The sequence below is a fragment of the Brevibacterium sp. OS20 genome (assembly GCF_056837565.1).
Genome location: NZ_CM166367.1, coordinates 2608827 through 2627561 on the forward strand (window position 1 = coordinate 2608827; position 18735 = coordinate 2627561).

The 18735-nt window shown below is 65.3% G+C and carries 12 protein-coding genes and 1 pseudogene; 6 read left to right on the forward strand and 7 right to left on the reverse strand.

The annotated features are described in order from the left end of the window. Nucleotides 1-22: 22 nt before the first annotated feature. Nucleotides 23-2803 carry an FtsK/SpoIIIE family DNA translocase gene (locus tag ACVZTU_RS11695; protein ID WP_482400461.1) on the reverse strand — a complete coding sequence of 927 codons (2781 nt, stop codon included), beginning with the start codon at nt 2801-2803 and terminating at the stop codon, nt 23-25. A gap of 627 nt (nt 2804-3430) precedes the next feature. Between ACVZTU_RS11695 and ACVZTU_RS11700 the strand changes: the two genes are divergently transcribed. Continuing rightward, nucleotides 3431-4231 carry a hypothetical protein gene (locus ACVZTU_RS11700; protein ID WP_482400462.1) on the forward strand — a complete coding sequence of 267 codons (801 nt, stop codon included), beginning with the start codon at nt 3431-3433 and terminating at the stop codon, nt 4229-4231. Nucleotides 4232-4361: 130 nt separating this feature from the next. After that, nucleotides 4362-5623: pseudogene (locus ACVZTU_RS11705) on the forward strand (IS30 family transposase). Between the two features lie 86 nt (nt 5624-5709). On the opposite strand, the gene ACVZTU_RS11710 reads toward ACVZTU_RS11705, so the two are convergent. Both ACVZTU_RS11710 and ACVZTU_RS11715 read right to left on the reverse strand, forming a co-directional pair. Next, complete coding sequence (locus ACVZTU_RS11710) at nt 5710-6513, reverse strand: class I SAM-dependent methyltransferase (RefSeq protein ID WP_482400463.1); 804 nt, start codon at nt 6511-6513, stop codon at nt 5710-5712. After that, nucleotides 6503-7042 carry an ArsR/SmtB family transcription factor gene (locus ACVZTU_RS11715; RefSeq protein ID WP_482400464.1) on the reverse strand — a complete coding sequence of 180 codons (540 nt, stop codon included), beginning with the start codon at nt 7040-7042 and terminating at the stop codon, nt 6503-6505. Before ACVZTU_RS11715 ends, ACVZTU_RS11710 begins: the two co-directional genes overlap by 11 nt. Before the next feature lie 150 nt (nt 7043-7192). Between ACVZTU_RS11715 and ACVZTU_RS11720 the strand changes: the two genes are divergently transcribed. Continuing rightward, nucleotides 7193-8554: an MFS transporter gene (locus ACVZTU_RS11720; protein WP_482400465.1), complete on the forward strand. Its 1362-nt coding sequence runs from the start codon at nt 7193-7195 to the stop codon at nt 8552-8554. Nucleotides 8555-8712: 158 nt separating this feature from the next. Here ACVZTU_RS11720 and ACVZTU_RS11725 read toward each other — a convergent pair whose 3' ends face one another. Continuing rightward, a complete protein-coding gene (locus ACVZTU_RS11725; RefSeq protein ID WP_420096676.1) occupies nt 8713-9369 on the reverse strand; it encodes a response regulator in 657 nt (218 codons plus the stop codon). Beyond that, a complete protein-coding gene (locus ACVZTU_RS11730; RefSeq protein WP_482400466.1) occupies nt 9369-11171 on the reverse strand; it encodes an ATP-binding protein in 1803 nt (600 codons plus the stop codon). Before ACVZTU_RS11730 ends, ACVZTU_RS11725 begins: the two co-directional genes overlap by 1 nt. Nucleotides 11172-11314: 143 nt before the next feature. Between ACVZTU_RS11730 and ACVZTU_RS11735 the strand changes: the two genes are divergently transcribed. Then, complete coding sequence (locus ACVZTU_RS11735; RefSeq protein ID WP_458311120.1) at nt 11315-12808, forward strand: CitMHS family transporter; 1494 nt, start codon at nt 11315-11317, stop codon at nt 12806-12808. Nucleotides 12809-12821: 13 nt separating this feature from the next. Beyond that, entirely contained in the window at nt 12822-13283 is a 462-nt protein-coding gene (locus ACVZTU_RS11740) for a universal stress protein (protein ID WP_482400467.1), read from the forward strand. Between the two features lie 52 nt (nt 13284-13335). Here ACVZTU_RS11740 and ACVZTU_RS11745 read toward each other — a convergent pair whose 3' ends face one another. Next, on the reverse strand, nt 13336-14490 hold the full coding sequence (locus ACVZTU_RS11745; protein ID WP_482400468.1) for an FAD-binding oxidoreductase: 1155 nt from the start codon (nt 14488-14490) through the stop codon (nt 13336-13338). Between the two features lie 160 nt (nt 14491-14650). Beyond that, nucleotides 14651-16255: a malate synthase A gene (aceB, locus tag ACVZTU_RS11750; protein ID WP_172174384.1), complete on the reverse strand. Its 1605-nt coding sequence runs from the start codon at nt 16253-16255 to the stop codon at nt 14651-14653. 357 nt (nt 16256-16612) lie between these two features. On the opposite strand from aceB, the gene ACVZTU_RS11755 reads away from it, so the two are divergent. After that, nucleotides 16613-18484, forward strand: coding sequence for an L-lactate permease (locus ACVZTU_RS11755; protein WP_482400469.1), 1872 nt, complete (start codon nt 16613-16615; stop codon nt 18482-18484). Nucleotides 18485-18735 lie beyond the last annotated feature (251 nt).

Sequence of the window (18735 nt, forward strand, 5' to 3'; positions counted from 1 at the left end):
GAGGGGTGGGGTTCGGATGAGATCAGCGGCCGGTGAGCTGCCAGGCGTCCTCTCCGCTGGCTTCGACGACCTCGAGTCCGGTCTCCGGGTCGACGTCGCCGACGGTGAGGTCGCCGGCATGGCCGACGCCGTTCGCGTAGCGATCCGACGATGCCGAGCTGTACGCCGACGCCGAGCCGTGGGAGGTCTCACCGTAGTCGTCGAACTCCTCGTCATAGTCCCCGGCCGCCGAGGCGTGCCCGGATCCGGTCTGTCCGGACTGAGCCTGGCCACCCTCGGTCGGGACGTTGGCAGCGGCGCCGCCGGAATCCTCGGGCGGGGTCTCGCCCTTGATGATGGCCAGGGTGCCCGGCAGATCGTCGGGGCGCACGAGCACGTCGCGGGCTTTCGAGCCCTCGGAGGGTCCGACGATTCCGCGGGACTCCATGAGATCCATGAGGCGACCGGCCTTGGCGAAGCCGACGCGCAGCTTGCGCTGCAGCATCGAGGTCGATCCGAACTGCGTGGTGACGACCTGCTCGATCGCCTGGAGCAGCAATTCCAGGTCGTCTCCGATGTCCTCGTCGATCTGCTTCTTCGGTGCTTCGACGGCCACGTCTTCGCGGTAGTTCGGGGTGAGCTGGCTCTTGACGTGTTCGACGACCTTCTCGATCTCGGACTCGTTGACCCAGGCGCCCTGGACACGCATCGGCTTGGCCGCACCCATCGGCAGGAACAGGGCGTCACCCTGACCGATGAGCTTCTCCGCACCGGGCTGGTCGAGCACGACTCGCGAGTCGGCCAGCGACGAGGTCGCGAACGCCAGACGGGAGGGAACGTTGGCCTTGATGAGGCCGGTGACGACGTCGACGCTGGGGCGCTGGGTGGCGAGCACCAGGTGGATGCCGGCGGCACGGGCCAGCTGCGTGATCCGCTGGATCGAGGCTTCGACGTCGCGCGGGGCGACCATCATGAGGTCGGCGAGCTCGTCGACGACGACCAGCAGGTACGGGTAGGGCTGGAGGACGCGTTCGGATCCGGCAGGCGGCTGGATGCGCCCCTCACGGACCGCCTTGTTGAACTCCTTGACGTGCTTGAACCCGTAGTTCGCGAGGTCGTCGTAGCGGGCATCCATTTCACGCACGACCCATTCGAGCGCCTCGGCGGCCTTCTTCGGGTTCGTGATGATCGGGGTGATCAGGTGCGGGATGCCTTCGTAGATCGTTAACTCGACGCGCTTGGGGTCGACGAGGATCATGCGGACCTCGTCGGGGGTCGCGCGCATCATGATCGAGGTGATCATAGAGTTCACGAAGCTCGACTTACCGGCACCGGTGGCACCGGCGACGAGGAGGTGGGGCATCTTCGAGAGGTCGGCGACGACGAATCCGCCTTCGACGTCCTTGCCCACGCCCATGACCATGGGGTGGTCGGTCTTGCGGGCGGCCTTCGAGCGCAACACATCACCGAGGGCCACGTTCTCACGGTCGGTGTTCGGGATCTCGATGCCGATGGCCTTCTTGCCGGGGATCGGCGAGAGGATGCGCACGTCGGCGCTGGCCACGGCGTAGGCGATGTTCTTCGACAGGGCCGTGACCTTCTCGACCTTCGTGCCGGCGCCGAGCTCCACCTCGTAGCGGGTGACCGTCGGGCCGCGGGAGAACCCGGTGACCTCGGCGTCGATCTTGAACTGCTCGAGCACATCGCGCAGGGCTTCGACCACGCGGTCGTTGGCCTCGGAGCGTTCCTTCGCGGGAGGTCCGGGCTGGAGGTTGTCGGAGGCGGGCAGGGTGTAGGTGACGTCGCCGGCGAGGGTGAGCTGTTCGACGCGTTCGGGCAGCTGCTCCGTGGGCGGAGGTGCGGGTGCGTTCGTCGTCGGCACCGGCGCCGAGGCGGCAGCGGGCTCGGACTTCTTCGCCTGGTTCGCGGCGTCGTCGTCCATCCCGATGGTCTTCTTCAGCTCGGCCATTTCGCGTTCGGCCTTGGTGGGCCGGCGCTGGCCGGGCTTGAGCTTCGGCTCCGGGCTGGTCTCGATACGCGTGGTGTCGGCTTCTTCGTCGCTGACGTCGTCTTCGTGGATGTAGGCCTTGTCGTAGGCCTTCGTGGCGGTGTCGTCGTCGGCGGATTCGGCGTCGAGATCGGGGATCTCGGTCTTCTTCTTCCGGCTGCGGCGCTTGGCGCCCATCACGGGTTTGAGGTCGGAGGTCCGGCCGTTCTCGGCAACGAGGTCGGACTGTTTGGTCTCGGTCGCCTCGGCGTCGGTTTCGGGTCGGGCACCGCCGGTGAGTCGGTAGTACAGGTCGGTGAGGCGACGGGGAATCGCGCGCACCGGTGTCGCGGTGACGACGAGCAGGGAGAACAGCCCGAGGAGGACGAGCAGCGGCACCGCCACGTACACGGTGGTCGCAACGACCAGCGGTGAGGACACGACGAATCCGAGCGCGCCTCCCCCGTTGGCCATGGCTTCGCGGGAGTTCGTGAAGGTCGGGTTGCCGGCGGCGATATGGGCCAGGCCCGAGGCTGCGAGCAGGCCGAAGATCATCCCGATGAGGATGCGGTTGTTGCCGCGGTTATCGTCGCCGCGCAGGAACAGGCGGATCGCGTAGCAGGTGAAGACCACCGGCAGGGCGAGTGCCACCCGGCCGAAGGTGCCTTCGACGATTCCGCGGACGCCGTCGCTGATCGCGCCGGGGATGTTCCACCATTCGAAGGCGGCGATGATGATCGAGAGTCCGATGAGGAAGAAGGCTGTGCCGTCCCGCTTCGTCGGTGATTGATCGGTCGGTTCGTCGCTGAGAGTCTTTCGCGCACGGTTTCCGGCCATGTGGGCCACTCCCCTCCATGCACCGGTGACAACGTTTGTCCCGGGTTCTTCGGTCCCCGCTTGACCGGACCGACCAGCGTTTTTGCGCGCTGTGCGTTTCCCGGAACCAGAAGCGGGGGAAGTCGTTCTGGTCGCCATGTCTCTCATCTTAGGACGATATTGCGCTCCTGCCCAGCAAATCCGCAGGTTTCGGCGTGTGGCGCTGCGGCCCGCGGGGGCTTCGGCAACCGAGGCAAGTCGGACGAATTTCGACGTCAGCCGGGATGTCGGTGAGGATGTCGGGCAGAGCATCGGAGTGCCGGCCTGCAGGCTGGAAGTGCTGCATTCGACAACATGCGGAGTGAATGTCCACGTCAGGCCGCATATCTCGCCGAAAAACGGGCTACGTGTCGAGAAACGGGTGTGCACATGCGTTTCTCGACGCTTCACCCGTTTCTCGGCGACGATGTTCTGCCGCGTTCCGCTTTGCGTCACGACTGAGTCTCTCCGCGGGCTGGAGTCGACCGTCTGCGTCTGGCACTCGAGAAGGGAGGAAAGGCGAATCCGCCACAAACTGGACTGAGACCGTCAAAGAGACAACAGATATTGTAGGCTCCTGCTTAAAGCCGCACACGAAAGGGCAAGTTGTTGAAACGCTTCACGATCGGAATCATGGCTGTGGCCTGCGCACTCGCGCTGTCTGCCTGCTCTGACGGATCCGGTGATCAGGCTGGGCAAGGACAGAAACAGGAGGAGGCCTCCCCTGATCCAGCAGCTGTTGAATCTCAGGAAGCCGACGAACGCGCGGCTCTGAGTGGCGCCGAATACAGCGACAGAATCCTCTCACTGGAGGACTTGCCCAGCGGTTTCACCCTTGAGGACGACGTCGAATTCGGGGAAAAGGACGAGCAGGCTGCCAATCCGTTCGGCTCTAAGGAAAGCTCTCCCGACAATCGGTCCACACAATCCGAGTGCGTCATCGGTGCCATGTCCGCCTACTCATCCGATCTGGACGGAGTCTCTGCTGCGCGATCATTTGATCAGTCCGACGACAGCACCGGTACATACATCCTGACATCGCTGACCAGACCCGAAAGCGGATCGGCGGAGCTGCTCGAAGATCTCCGAAACACCGTGGGCGACTGCCAAGAATCGATCAGCGCGGAATCGACGGAGTCGGTCGAGGTCTTCGAACCCAAAGGCAACAAGGGCGAAGGCTTCTGTACTGCGGCCTACAACGGAACGTTTTTAGGCCAGGGCAAGATGGCAATGTCAGAGTGCTACGTTTCCTGGGCAGGAGAATTGCTGACAGTTCATCAAATGGCATTCGACTCAGAAACCAGCCTCGCCGTTGACGAAGAAGCGATGAACGGTGTCAGCGACTACCTGACCGAAGATCTTCTCCCGACGGCGCTCAAGAAGGCAGAAATGACGGCACACCAAGAATGAGTCCTGCGTTGGGGAGATAAGTGTGCTCAGATTGCCCGTTTTCCTAGGGCGGTTTCTAGGTTCTAGTGCAACACCCGGTCTTACCAGCACTATCAGACCGGGTGTTTCCACTGAACGAAGGAACACCCCCATGACCACGCACTACAGACGTCCACGGCTGCCCTTCCACGTCCTCGACGAACTCTTCTGGCTCCTCCTCGAAGGCAGACCACGATCAGCGATCGCTGACCACCTCGGCATCAACCTCAACACCGTCACCCGGTGGGCGCGGCGACTCGGCCTGCCCAAAGGCAGGACCGGCAGAATACTGTCCATGCCGACCACCATCGTTGCTGCCCCGGCACCACCACGACCACCTGCCTACCGCCACCTGACGATCGCCGACCGAATGACGATCCAGGCTGGCCTGCAATCAGATCCGCCATTGTCGATGAGAACCATCGCGACTCAACTCGGTGTTGCTCCGTCAACCGTGTCCCGAGAGATCCGCCGCAACCGACTCATCCAATACGACAGAATCAGCCCACACCCGGTCTACAGTGCCGCCGGCGCCCACGGCCGCACCTATGCCCGACAGGCACGCAAGAAACACCGTCGCACACGTCTCGAGGATCCGTGGCTGCGGGCTCACGTGATCAACGGGCTCAACGACAAGTGCTCGCCCGAACAGGTCGCCGGTAGGCTTCGGCGTGACTACCCTGACCGGAAGGACCTGCACGTGAGCCACGAAACGGTCTACCAAGCTCTCTACGTCCAAGGACGCGGATCCCTGCGTCACGAGCTGGCCGTGGTCAAAGCCCTCCGATCGGGACAGACGGGAAGGAAGCCACAGTCGAAGCTGCCGCGTCGGTCCAACCGTCCCTGGCTCGATGGTGCCTTGTTGACCGACCGTCCCTCACAAGCTGCCGACCGCACTGTTCCTGGCCACTGGGGGGGGGTGATCTCGTCGTCGATTCCCACGCCGGTGGCCTGGTGACCGTCTTCGAACGCCGGTCCCGGTTCTCCTTGATCCGGAAACTGCCGAACAACCGCGAATCGGTCACCGTCACCGGACTAGTCCAGGACATGATCGCTTCCCTGCCGGAAGCGTTGTTCTCGACTCTCACGTGGGACCAGGGTCAGGAGATGGCTGAGCATCTGCGGATCACTGTCGCCACCGATTGCCAGGTGTACTTCTGCGACCCGCACTCACCCTGGCAACGACCGACGAATGAGAACTCCAACGGTCTCGTTCGGGACTACTACCCGAAGGGCACGGTCTTCGATGAGTCGGTTACTGACGAGGAGATCCAGGCGATGCAGGATCAGCTCAACCGCAGGCCGCGGAAGGTCCTCGGGTTCGCGACCCCGGCCGAGGTCCTGGCTGATCTGTTGCATGAGCAGGTAGCCTGAGACCAGCCCACTGTTGCACTAGAACACTGAGCCCACCTAGACTTTTTGGCATTCTGAGCACACTTAACTCGCCATTCGCGGCAGAATCAGCACGGTCGGTCGCGGTCGACATCCTGCCGATGGGTCGCCTGGCTCTTTCGGGCGACGAAGACGAACTCGCGGCCCGGTCTGTCCGGTGCATCACGGATCTCTTCGACCATGAAACCGGAGTCTTCCAGTGACTTCGTCAGTTCAGCGCGGTCACGAAACCGCAGACGGCTCTGCTGTTCGACGCGGCGGCCGTCCCGTTCGAAGACCAACATTCCGAAGAAGTCGACGAACGCGCCGTGTGCGGCGTCGAACTCCACCCACGACTCGACTGATCCCTCACCGTCAACCTCGGCCGCAGAATAGGTGTTCTCCTTCGTCCATTCCCGCCACGCCTGCCTCTCGGGGTCGCGTGATTCGAAGACGAGGATTCCGCCCGGCGAAAGTCTCCGGCGGATCGCCATCAACGTCTCCGCCCAGGCTTCATCTCCGAGAATCGCCTGGGCCACATTAGCTGTCATGAAAGCCATGTCCGCCTGCAGCGGCGGCAGGTCCGCTGCGATCCCGTGGACCCACGTCACCTTGCCGGCATGGGGTTTCGACTGCGCCACGTCCAACGCCAACGCCGAGGGATCGACGCCCACGACCTCCACTCCCCGGCTGGAGAGCATCGTGGCAAACGTGCCCGTTCCGCATCCCACATCCACCACCGAGGCGGCCCCGAACTCCTCGACCATCGCAGCGTAGACGTCGAGGTCGTCCCGTTCGGGTCCTTCGAAGATGTCATAGACGGCAGCGCATCGCGCGTCGACATAACGGTCCCCGGCGTTATCAGCTGGATCCCGGCCGCCGTCAGCGGTCATGTGGATCGCTCGGATGCATGGCGATGAACAGACCCCACTGGGTGGCACCGTCCTTGTTGCGCCGGCTGCGGAACTCTTCGAACAGCTCATCGATACGAGCCCGGAACTCCTCGACCTCATCCTCGGTGAGCATCGCCGCCATCCGACCCATCGTCCGCTCCTCATACGGTGCGGCGGTGAACTCGGCCGTGAAGGCCTCGAGCATCTCGGTCGTCATATCGCCGGTGTTGAGGAACCAGCTCTTGCCCGTGGCAAGGTACGGGATCTCCCTGGACCCGCGTTTGCCGCGCCGCGCCTCCTGAGGTTCGAGGAATCCGGTGTCGGCAAGCATCCGCACATGGTGGAGCGAGGTCGCGGGATTGAGGCCGGTCGCCTCGGCGATCTCCCGATTGCTCAAGGCCTCGTCCAGACACAGCCGCAGGATCCGAATCCGAATACTCGATGCCAGCGCCTTGGCTTCGGCATCGGTGGCGTCCCTGCGCCCCACCGCTCGGGCGAGGGCGGCCGCGGCAGGTGTGTCATCGTTCATGCCTCAACGCTAGCGAGTGATCGGGAGAAGTCAATCAATCCCCCAAAGCGATTGACTTTCCCCAATCGCTCGTGGAGCATTACTGATTGACAACCCTCAATCACTGACCTTCAATCGCTGATCCTCCGCCCGCCGTTTCGAGGAAGAGCCATGGCAGCAGCCGACCAACCACCGTCGAACGAACCACAACCGCAGCACGGTCCCGCCTCATCGCAGCGGCCGAAACACGTCTCGCTGTGGAGACACCGCGACTTCATGAAGCTGTGGGCAGGCGACACGGTCTCTGTGTTCGGATCCGAGCTCGTCCTCTTCGCCCTCCCCCTCACCGCCGTACAGCTCCTCCACGCCGACGCCTTCGAAATGGGAGTGCTCGCTACCCTGGAATCCGCGGCTTTCCTGCTCATCAGCCTGCCCGCCGGGGCCTGGGTCGACCGACTGCCGAAGAGACTCGTCATCGTCTCCGGCGACATCATCCGCGCCGCCATCCTCCTGACCATCCCGCTGACCTGGGCGTTCGACGCACTGAGCATGGTCCAGCTCTATCTCGTCGCGGCCGGGGTCGGAATCGTCAGCGTCTTCTTCGACATCGCCAATCAGTCCTATCTGCCCGAACTCGTCGACGGCGACGCGATCTCCGACGGCAACGGCAAGCTCCAAGCCAGCCAGCAGACCGCCGGAGTTGCCGGCCCCACTCTGGCCTCGGGCCTGGTCACCGCGATCGGTGCCCCGCTGACCATCGGACTGACCAGCATCTGCATGGGTCTCTCCAGCATCCTCGTAGGACTCATCAAACACCGCGAAACCCCACGACCAGCCGAGGGCCGGGCCGGATTCGTCGCCGAGATTCGGGAGGGACTCGACTTCGTCCTCGGTCACCCGCTGCTGCGCCGGATCACTGCCTGCACAGGTCTGACGAACTTCGCGTCGTCGGGCATCTTCGCGCTCCTCGTGCTGTACGCCCTCACCACACTCGGTCTTCACCAGGTCGAACTCGGAATCATCATGTCAGTCGCCTCGGCCGGCGGCATCCTCGGCGCACTCACGGCGGCGTGGGTGCAGAAGATTCTCGGCGAAGGAACGAGCATCGCCGTGTCCGCGCTGATCGGCAGTCTCTGCTTCCTCGGTGTTCCGCTCGCTTCCGTCCTGCCGGCGCTGCCGACCCTGCTGATCAGCTGGTTCCTTGTGACCTGGGCGGTCGTCGTCTACAACATTGCGCAGGTGAGCTTCCGGCAGCGCCTGTGCCCGAAGCCGCTGCTGGGCCGGATGAACGCGTCCATCCGCTTCCTCGTATGGGGACCGATGCCGTTGGGCGCATTCCTCGCGGGCATCCTCGGCGACCGGCTCGGACTGACGAGGACGATGTGGATCCTGGCAGCCTGCGCGCTGCTCGGCTCACTGCCGGTACTCGCCTCCCGCCTGCTGCGGATGCGCGAACTCCCCCGCGAACTCGATCTGCTCGCCGAGGCGACCGACCCGATCTCACCCTCGGCGGAGGCCGAAGGCCGCGGTTGAGCTCTCCTGCCAACAGCGAGATAAGTGTGCTCAGATTGCACAATTTCCTCGCCCTTTTGGCAATCTGCGCACTTAACTCGCCGTTCGCGGCAGAATCACTGGGGCCAGGCAGCACCAAAGCCGTTGATCGAGAGTGACCGGGACGAGCCCGAAACACCTCAGCGGGTGGCGTAGAGGTGTTCGGGCCGGCCGGTGTTGCCGTACTGCAGGGACACCGTGATCGTGCGGGCTTCGGCAAGTTTCGCCAGATGCCGCTGCGCGGTCGCACGGGAGGCACCAACCGCCTCGGCGACCTCGAGAGCCGTCATCGGACCGCTCGCCTCCTCGAGTGCGGCGAGAATCCGGGTCGTCGTCGACGATCCCGCCGGGCTCGCTCCGGTCCCGCCGACGGCCGCGGCATCGTGGAGGTTGCGCAGCTGCCGCTCGAGGTCGGTCTGCCCGACCTTCTCCCGCTCCCAATAGCGGAGGAACCGCGCATAGCGGCGCAGGAAGTTCTGCAGCACCTCGGCGGCGAAGGGCTTGACGATGTACGTCATCGCCCCAGCACGCAGCGACGAACGGACCACCTGCGGATCAGTGACCGCCGAGAGCACTATCGCATCGATGTCGGTCTCACGGATGAGTTCGACTCCGGTGCCCTCGGGCAGCACATAGTCGACGAGAAGCAGGTCGACCTCGTTCTCGGCGATGACCTCGCGGGCCGTCTTCAGGTCGCGGACTGGTTCGAGCGCCGTGAAGCCGGGCACCTCGTCGACGTACCGGGCATGGATCTGCCCGACGAAGAAATCGTCATCGAGCACGAGAACTTTGACCATCATCTCTCCTCATCTTGCTGAAATTCATCGAGGGCATCGGGCAGGCGCATGCCGAAGCTCGCCCCGCCGAGGTCCGGGTCGTGGCCGTCGATGAGCCACACCGCTCCCCCGCCCTTCTCCGCGACGCGGCGGCTGAGCGCAAGTCCGATGCCGAGTCCGTGGCCGTCCCCGGTGCCGGTTCCGGTGGTCAGTCCGATCCCGAAATCCGGCGCCGAGGCGGCCGTCGAGGTCGAGAATCCCTCGTCGAAGATCTTCCCCGCCACCTCGTCGTCGATCCCGTCACCGGTGTCCGTGACGACGGCGTGGAGCTCCGTCCCGGAGCTGAGCACCTGCACTTCGACTCGGCCTCCGTCCTCGGCGTACCGCCGGCCTGCGACGGCCGCACGGACAGCATTGTCGATGAGGTTGCCGAGGATGAGCGTGACTGCCTCCGGGTCGCGGACCGCACCGACGGCCAGGGAGTCAGGGGTGACGGCCAGGGCCACTCCCGCCTCGGCGGCGGTCGTTCCCTTCGCTTCCAGAACTGCGCGCAGGTACGGGTCGGACACGAGGTCGATGTCCTCGACGGGAGTCGTGATCGGCCCGGTGCCCAGGAGGGAGGACAGGTAGGTGTGGGCCTCATCGGTGGCGCCCGTGTCGACGAGTCCGAGCACGGTGTGCAGCCGGTTGGCGAACTCGTGCCGCTGGGTGCGCAGGGCCCGGGCCATGGCGGTGACGGACTCGAGCTGGCGAGCCATCGTGAGCATCTGGGTCTCGTCGCGGAGGGTCACGACTCCGCCGACGGACACCCCGTCGCGTTGGACCCGCACGGCTGTTGCCAGCAGGATCCGGTCGCCGATCGTGACACGCCGCCGCAGGGCTCCGTCCGCCGGGGCGTCGGCCATGAGCGCGGTGATCTCATCGGGCACATTGACGAGTTCGTTGTCGGAGTCGTCGACCAGTTCGCGGCCGGAATCCCCCGCCGAGGCGGCTCCCCCGTTCGCGCCGGCCGTTTCGCCCGCGCGGTCAACGTGCTTCGCCGAGGAGGCCCCAAGCAGCTCCTTCGCGTTCGAATTGCTCAGGGTCAGCTTTCCGTTCGTATCGAATCCGAGCACTCCGTCGTCGAGGCCGTGGAGCACGGCCCCTTGGTCGCGGGCCATCTCGGCAAGCTCTTCGGGTCCGACGCCGAGCGTCTCCCGCCGCAGCCGGCGCCCGAGCATGACGGAGACGACCCCGCCGAGAGCGAGGGCGAGCACCGCGACAGTGCCGAGCAGGATGAGTTCGCGGCGGACATCGGCGTCGAGCACAGAGGCGAAGATGCCGACCGAGACCTCACCGACGACGGTCTTGCCGTCCTCATTCGAATAGATCGGCACCTTCGCGCGCACCGTCTCGCCCAGGGTTCCTGATTCGTGGGAGACGTTCTCGCGTCCGGCAAGTGCCTCCTCCGGCGACGTCGAGACCCTGTGCCCGATCTTCGACCGATCAGGGTGGGTGAGTCGGATGCCGCGATCGTCGGTGATGACGGCGAAGCTGATGCCCGACCGGTCGCGCAGATCATCGGTGATCGCCAACATCGAGGTCACGAGCTGCTCATCGGGTTTCTCGGCATGCTCGGCAGAAGCCTGGGTGGCGGCGGCGCGGACGTCCGGATCGATCGCCAGCGTGCGGGCAGTGGCCAGCGCCTTCGTCTCGGTCACCTCGGTGACGGTGCGCGCACCCATCCACGCGAACACTCCGGTGACCAGGGCGAGGATCACGATGACGAGCGCGAGCTGAGAGATCAGCACACGTCGGGAGAACGAACGATGGGGCCGGGGCACGCGCTCAGCGTAGCCGCGTTTGAGCGCAATGCGCAAAAGGCGCGCAACGATCTAAACGCCATCAGTGCACACAAGCGCGCGCGGCCCGTGATCTGGGCCCTACGGTGTTTCGAGCCTCACATTCGCCTTCGAAGGAGAAGCTCGTGCTTGTCATTCTCGGTTTTGCCATGATCCTCGTCTTCATGACGCTGATCATGACCAAACGACTCTCGCCGATCCTCGCGCTCATCCTCGTGCCCACGATCTTCGGCCTCTTCGCCGGGGCCGGTCTGGGCATCGGGGACATGGTCATGGACGCGATCGCCTCGATGTCGTCGACAGCAGCGCTGCTGCTCTTCGCCATCATCTACTTCGGCATCATGATCGACGTCGGTCTCTTCGACAAGCTCGTCGAGTTCATCCTCAAGGTCGCCGGCAACGACCCCGTCAAAGTCGTCCTCGGCACCGCACTGCTCACCGGCGCCGTGTCCCTCGACGGTGACGGATCGACGACGTTCATCGTCGTCACCGCGGCCATGTTGCCGATCTACCAGCGCCTCGAGATGTCACCCGTGGTGCTCACCTGCGTCGCCGGCCTCATCAACGGCACGCTCAACATCGTCCCGTGGGGCGGCCCGACTGCCCGAGCCTCCTCGGCGCTGCAGATCGACGCCAACGAGATCTTCGTCCCCATGGTCCCCTCCCTGGTGGCCGGCCTGCTCGTGTGCCTCGTCTTCGCCTACGTGCTCGGCATCTCCGAACGGCGCCGCCTGGCCAAGAACGGCGTCGCCTGGGTCGAGGACCGCGGTTCGAATCGTCGTATGGACCTCGTCGGCGCTGTGGCCGGAGCCAGCACGACCGCGGGTTCGTCCGCGGGCACCACCGCGGGTGGTCACGGACACGGATCCGGCTCGGCCGCCTCGGCGAATGATGACACCACCCCCGAGGCGGGACCCGCCTCCGCGAACGACACAGGCGATTCCGCCGGTTCCGGCACGGGCCTGTCGAACACCGCGCTCGATCCCAACCGCGCAACGCTGCGCCCGAAGCTGTTCTGGTTCAACCTGGCTCTGACCGTGGCCGTGATGGTCCTGCTCATCATCGACATCCTGCCGCTGCCGTACCTGTTCATGATCGGCACCGTCATCGCGCTCATGGTCAACTTCCCGAAGATGAAGGACCAGCAGGAGGAGCTCGCCTCCCATGCGACCGCGATCATCTCCGTCGTGGCCATGGTCATGGCCGCGGGCGTGCTCACTGGCATCATGTCCGGCACCGGAATGGTCGACGCGATGGCCGAATGGCTCGTCGAGGTCATCCCGAACTCGATGGGACCCTACATGGCCGTCATCACCGGCCTGCTGTCGATCCCGATGACGTTCTTCATGAGCAACGATGCCTTCTACTTCGGCATCCTGCCCGTGCTCGCCGAGACCGCCTCCCACTTCGGCATCTCCGCTGCAGATATGGCCCGCGCCTCGATCACCGGCCAGCCCGTGCACATGCAGTCGCCGCTGGTGCCTGCAATCCTGCTGCTCGTGTCCCTGTCCGGCGTCGAGCTCGGCGATCACCACAAGAAGGTGCTGTGGCGCGCGCTCATCGTCGCCCTCGTCATGCTCGCCGTGGGTGTCGCCGTCGGCGTCATCGGAATCGGCTGAGCGGAGGACTGCGATGACTGACCTCTATTCGACTCCGCAGCGCCGCTTCCCTGCCCCGTCGCTGCAGGTCACTGCCTCACCGAGCATCGATTCGGCTTCAAATACTGTGGTCCTGGCGCTGCGCCCGGATGCCTCGGATGAGGTGCTCGAGCAGGCGATCGCCGCGGCCCGCCGTGAGAACGCTGCGGTGCAGGCGGTCGTGTTCGGCACGGATACGACGACGGCCCCGTCGACGTCGTCCCTGTCCCAATGCACCCGGTTGGGGGCCGCCCTCGCCGAGGCGGGGCTCGAGTATGCCGTCCACCGCTCCGGGCCCGACCCGGCCGAGCAGATCCTCGGTCTCGCCGAGGATCACGATGCCGCACTCATCGTCATGAGCACGAAGCGACGCTCGCCCGTGGTCAAGCTGCTGCTCGGCTCGAGTGCGCAGCAGGTCATCCTCGAGGCCGAGTGCCCGGTGCTGTTGGTCAAGTAGAAGTTCGGAGCCGGCCGCACGAATTTGGTCGCCCGGCCTCGGTGGCGCGACGCTAGATTCCGGCGATCCCGCGGCCCGGAGCCAGGATTCCTCGAGGGTCGACCAGTTTCTTGATCTCGCGCAGACCCGACCGCCCCGGCTGCGGACCCCAAGCGTCCACCTCGTTCCAGACCGGTGCGGGTGCGTGGATCAGCCGGGCGGCGATGACATGCAGGCCGAAGCTGCGCAGATGCTCAAGGGCCACTCGGGTGGCCACCCCCGGTTCGGATTCCGGTGCGCCGATGCCCAGTTCGAACGTGCCCGTTGCACTGCCGCGCAGCTGCAGCGGATAGCCGATCGTCGTCTCCAGTCGGGCGACGGCATCGATGAGCGTCGGAATGAAACTCGGCACCACGGATACTCCGATAGTCGCGCCCAGTCGCGCCCTGCGCCCCCACCATTCCGGCTCCCCGCACGGGGTCGCACCGGGGTTCCGATCGACGAGGTGGCCCACTTCGGCCTCGACTTCGTCGGTCTCCCCTTCGATGAGGACCACTGTCGCCGCCAGTGAACCAGGTGGGCGTTCGATGACGACCGCGTCCGGGGCTCTGCGGGCGATGAGGAGATCGGCAGCCGCCTCGGTGCCGGGAATCCAGACGAATCCCTGCGCTGCGGGGCGCTCTGTCAGACGGATCTCGGCCTCGGCAATGATCGCTCGGGTTCCCCAGGATCCGGTGACGAGTCCGGGCAGATCGCGGCCGCCCAGGTCCCGGTGGAGCCCGTGAGAGGTGCGGGCGATGGTCCCATCGGCACCGACGACGGTCACGGATTCCACGGTCTCGGCCAGGCGGGGACGGCGCAGACTGCGGGGCCCGGTGGCCGCGGTGGCGATCATGCCACCGAGGGTGGCGCCGGCTTCGATGCGGTCGGCGGGAAGGTCGCCGAGGAGCTCCAGATCTGACTGTGCGGCGAACCTGGTCAGGGCGCTGATCCGGGAGCCGGCTCCGGCACGGATGGTGCCGCCTCGAGGATCGGCCGCCTCGGCGATGGATGTCAGGTCGATGAGGAGCACCGGAGTGGAGACCGGCGGATGATCGTCGAAGGCGGTACCGCCGCCGAACACGGTCACGGTGCGGTGCTCGGCATGGGCGCGGGCCATGAGCTCGGAGAGTTCGGCGATGCTTGAGGGGCTGGCCAGTCGGGGCAGTTCGTCTGTGGTCAGGCTCATCCCCACCTCCGTAGGTCCATCCGTCGTCGGCACCTCCCACCTGCGGGTCGAGTTGGAACCCTCACGTGGGTGTGTATGTCGAGCTTAGCGAAGAACGCCCCCGAAATCGGTGCTCAAGGCACAGATTTCGGGGGCGTTCGGCTTCGTCAGCGAGTGCCGATCACGGCATGCGGGCGTAGGCCGGCAGGGTGAGGAAGTCGACGTACTCGGGATCGAGGGCGACCGAGACGAAGGTGTCGGTGGCGTCCTTCCAGCCTGCGTCGTCACCGGGCAGCTTGGCGACCTCCTCGGCGACGATGCGCTCGACGAGCTCCTTCGTCACCTTCTCACCGGAGTCCAGGGTGATTCCGGCGTCCAGCCACTGCCACACCTGGGACCGTGAGATCTCGGCGGTCGCGGCGTCCTCCATGAGTCCGTTGATGGCGACCGCGCCGTTGCCTTCGAGCCAGGCGCGCAGGTACTGGATGCCGACGGACACGTTGGTGCGCAGGCCCGCCTCGGTCATTGCACCCGGGGTCGACTTCACGTCGAGCAGATCGGCAGCGGTGACGTTGACGTCTTCGCGCTTGTTGTCTATCTGGTTCGGCTTCTCGCCGAGGGTCTCGGTGAAGACCTCCTTGCAGAGGGCGACCATTCCGGGGTGTGCGACCCAGGAGCCGTCGAAACCGTTGGAGGCCTCACGCGACTTGTCCTCGCGCACCTTGTCGAAGGCGGCCTTGTTCGCGGCTTCGTCCTTCGAGGGGACGAACGCGGACATTCCGCCGATGGCATGCGCACCGCGCTTGTGGCAGGTGCGCACGAGCAGTTCGGTGTAGGCGCGCATGAACGGCACCGTCATCGTCACGTCCGAACGGTCCGGCAGCAGGAAGTCGGAGCCGCGGGAGCGGAAGTTCTTGATCACGGAGAAGATGTAGTCCCAGCGACCGGCATTGAGTCCGGCGGAGTGCTCGCGCAGCTCGTAGAGGATCTCCTCCATCTCGAAGGCCGCGGTGTAGGTCTCGATGAGCACGGTGGCGCGGATGGTGCCGCGGGCCAGGCCGAAGGCATCCTCGGCGTGTTCGAAGACCTGGTTCCACAGGCGGGCCTCGAGGTGGGATTCCATCTTCGCGAGGTAGAAGTAGGGGCCGCGGCCCTTCTCGATCTGGATCTGACCGGCGGTCGAGAAGTACAGCGCGAAGTCGACGAGCGAACCGGAGGTCTCCTCACCGTCGATGAGGATGTGCTTCTCCGGCATGTGCCAGCCGCGGGGACGCACGACGATGGTCGGCAGCTCCTCGTCGGGGGCGAGCTTGTATTCCTTGCCCTCGGGCGAGGTGAAGTCGATTTCGCGGTTGAGCGAGTCGAGCAGGTTGATCTGGCCCTGGATGACCGAGTCCCACTGCGGGGTGTTCGCGTCTTCCTGGTCGGCCAGCCACACCTTCGCGCCGGAGTTGAGCGCGTTGATCGTCATCTTCTTGTAGGTGGGGCCGGTGACCTCGACGCGGCGGTCTTCGAGACCGGGTGCCGGGGGTGCGACCTGCCAGGAGGGATCGTTGCGGATCTCCGCGGTCTCGGGGAGGAAGTCGAGGTCCTTGCCCGCGGCGATTTCGGCCTGGCGTTCCTTGCGAGCCTCGAGGCGCTCGAGACGGTCGCCGTTGAACTTCCGGTGCAGATCGACGATGAGCTCAAGCGCCTTGGGCGTGAGGACCTTCTCAGCCCCGTCCGGCAGCTCACCGGTGATCTCCATCCCGGCGGGGATGTCCAGGTTTTCGATATGAGCGGTCATCGATGGTTCTCCTTAGTCAGCACATCGGTGCTGCGTCCTTATCCACATCTGGTGATGCGATATGTTCGCTGGTCAACGGGGTTTTGACTGCGAAACTTTCACATTGTGAAAATGTTTGTTCACACAACGAAAGAATATGAGGTGATGCACGTCTCGTCAAACCATATCCTGCATTCGAGACGGTGTGTTCATTGACTCTGATCAGGCGGCTGGGGAGGATAAGGGGAACATCTCTCATGGACTCGCCGAGGCGGCCCATCGTCACCGACCACCGCTGGCTCTCGGTCGGCTGAGGAAGATCGTCGCACCACGTCGGTTCCTTGGAACGATGCGGCAAGGACGCCGCGGATCGGACTCATGGTGGACAACCTCGCTGTTGCAGCTCTCCTGGCCCTCTCCCCCATCCTGTTGGCCGGAATCCTTCTCATCGGATTCCGCTGGCCCGCGAAATACGCCATGCCTGTCGGACTGATAGCCGCGGCGCTCGTGGCGAACTTCGCGTGGAAGATCGAGTGGGTGACGATCGGCGCCTCGGTCGTCCAGGGCCTCCTCGTCGCGATCGGCCTGCTGTGGATCGTCTTCGGTGCGCTTCTGCTGTTGGCCACGATCACCCGGTCCGGGGCGATCGAAACGATCCGCGCCGGCTTCATCGCGATCTCCCCGGACCGGCGGGTGCAGGTCATCATCGTCGCCTGGCTCTTCGGTTCCTTCATCGAGGGCGCCGCCGGCTTCGGCACTCCGGCCGCCGTGGTCGCCCCGCTCATGCTGGCCCTCGGCTTCCCCGCGATCGCCGCGGTGCTCGCCGGTCTCATCATCCAGTCGACGCCGGTGAGCTTCGGCGCCGTCGGCACTCCGATGGTGCTGGGCATCGGCTCCGGGCTGGCGCAGGAGGACGGGTCGATGTCGGCCGACGTCGCCGAACGTGCCGGTCAGCTCGGACTCGGCCAGGCCGAATTCGTCGCTCACACCGCGACCCAGGTCGCGCTCATCCACGCCTGCTGCGGCATCCTCATCCCGCTGCTGCTCTCGTGCCTGATGACGGGATTCTTCGGTGCCAACCGACGCTTCGCCGACGGCCTGGCCATCGCCCCGTTCGCGATCTATGCGGCCCTGGCGATGATCGTGCCCTACCTCATCGTGGCCAATGTGCTCGGACCGGAGTTCCCGTCTCTGCTCGGCGGGCTCATCGGTCTGGCCATTGTCGTGACGACCTCGCGGATGGGCTTCCTCATGCCGAAGAAGACCTGGGACTTCGCACCGCGCGAGAAGTGGCCGGCCTTCTGGATGGGCACCGTCGACCCGAACAAGGAGAAGGCGCAGCTGACCAAGAAGATGTCGCTGCCCCGGGCGTGGTCGCCCTATCTCATCGTCGTCGCCCTGCTGCTCATCACACGCAATGTGCCCGCGATCAAGGAGTTTCTCAACGGTCCGGCCGTGATCAAGATCGACAACATCTTCGGCACCCCGATCAGCCAGAACATGGATCTGCTGTGGTCGCCCGGCGCGATCTTCGTCCTCGCCTGCGGGCTGACGTACTTCATCCACCGGATGACGAAGAAGCAGATCGCAGGGTCCTGGCAGATCGCCGGTTCGCAGATCGCCGGCGCGGCCGTTGCCCTGCTGTGTTCCCTGCCGCTGGTACGCGTGTTCATCAACTCCGGCGCCGACTACAACGGCGCCGGCTTGGAGTCGATGCCGGTCACCCTCGCCGAGGCGGCTGCCAGTTCCGTGGGCGACGCCTGGCCGCTGTTCGCCCCGTTCGTCGGGGCCCTGGGTGCCTTCGTCGCCGGGTCGAACACCGTCTCGAACGTCATGTTCTCGCAGTTCCAATTCTCCACCGGCACCGCGATCGGTGCCGCCAGCCCTGAGACCGTGGTCGCGGCTCAGGCGGTCGGCGGCGCCGCTGGAAATATGGTGGCCGTGCACAACGTCGTGGCCGCCTCGGCGACGGTGGGACTCATCGGTCGGGAGGGCGAGCTCATCCGGCGGACCTCGATCCCGATGCTCGTGTATTCGCTGGCCGCGGGCGCCCTGGCGTTCATCGGACTCAACGGGCTGGGCTTCAACGCGGGTACCGTCGTCCTCACTGCGATTGTCATCGGCCTCGCCGCCGTCGTGGTGATGATCCGCCGCTCACCGGGCAAGCCGCTGCCGGGCCTTGAAGCAGGCGTCAGCGACCTTCGCACCTCCGACCCCGACGACGAACCGGAGCCCACCGCTCGCGCCTGACGCTCACGCCCGCGCGGATCGTCCCCGCACTTGACGCTTCCGCACGCGCGAATCGTCCCCCGCACCAGGTGTCATCGCCTTTTGAGTCGGGAGTCATCGCCTTTTGATCCACGCATCGGGTTCAAACGCGATGCGCCGATCAAAAGGCGATTCGCCCAGAACGCGACAACGCCCGCAGAGCCTCACGAGGAGGCATCTGCGGGCGTTCGCAGTTTCGTCGGGCAAGAGACCGACGACGGAGCCGCTCGAAA

Coding starts and splice junctions, on each gene's coding strand:
- ACVZTU_RS11720 (WP_482400465.1), top strand. CDS start 7,193: ATGGCAGCAGCCGACCAACCACCGTCGAACGAACCACAACCGCAGCAC.
- ACVZTU_RS11740 (WP_482400467.1), top strand. CDS start 12,822: ATGACTGACCTCTATTCGACTCCGCAGCGCCGCTTCCCTGCCCCGTCG.
- ACVZTU_RS11710 (WP_482400463.1), bottom strand. CDS start 6,513: ATGACCGCTGACGGCGGCCGGGATCCAGCTGATAACGCCGGGGACCGT.
- ACVZTU_RS11725 (WP_420096676.1), bottom strand. CDS start 9,369: ATGGTCAAAGTTCTCGTGCTCGATGACGATTTCTTCGTCGGGCAGATC.
- ACVZTU_RS11715 (WP_482400464.1), bottom strand. CDS start 7,042: ATGAACGATGACACACCTGCCGCGGCCGCCCTCGCCCGAGCGGTGGGG.
- ACVZTU_RS11695 (WP_482400461.1), bottom strand. CDS start 2,803: ATGGCCGGAAACCGTGCGCGAAAGACTCTCAGCGACGAACCGACCGAT.
- ACVZTU_RS11755 (WP_482400469.1), top strand. CDS start 16,613: ATGGTGGACAACCTCGCTGTTGCAGCTCTCCTGGCCCTCTCCCCCATC.
- aceB (WP_172174384.1), bottom strand. CDS start 16,255: ATGACCGCTCATATCGAAAACCTGGACATCCCCGCCGGGATGGAGATC.
- ACVZTU_RS11745 (WP_482400468.1), bottom strand. CDS start 14,490: ATGAGCCTGACCACAGACGAACTGCCCCGACTGGCCAGCCCCTCAAGC.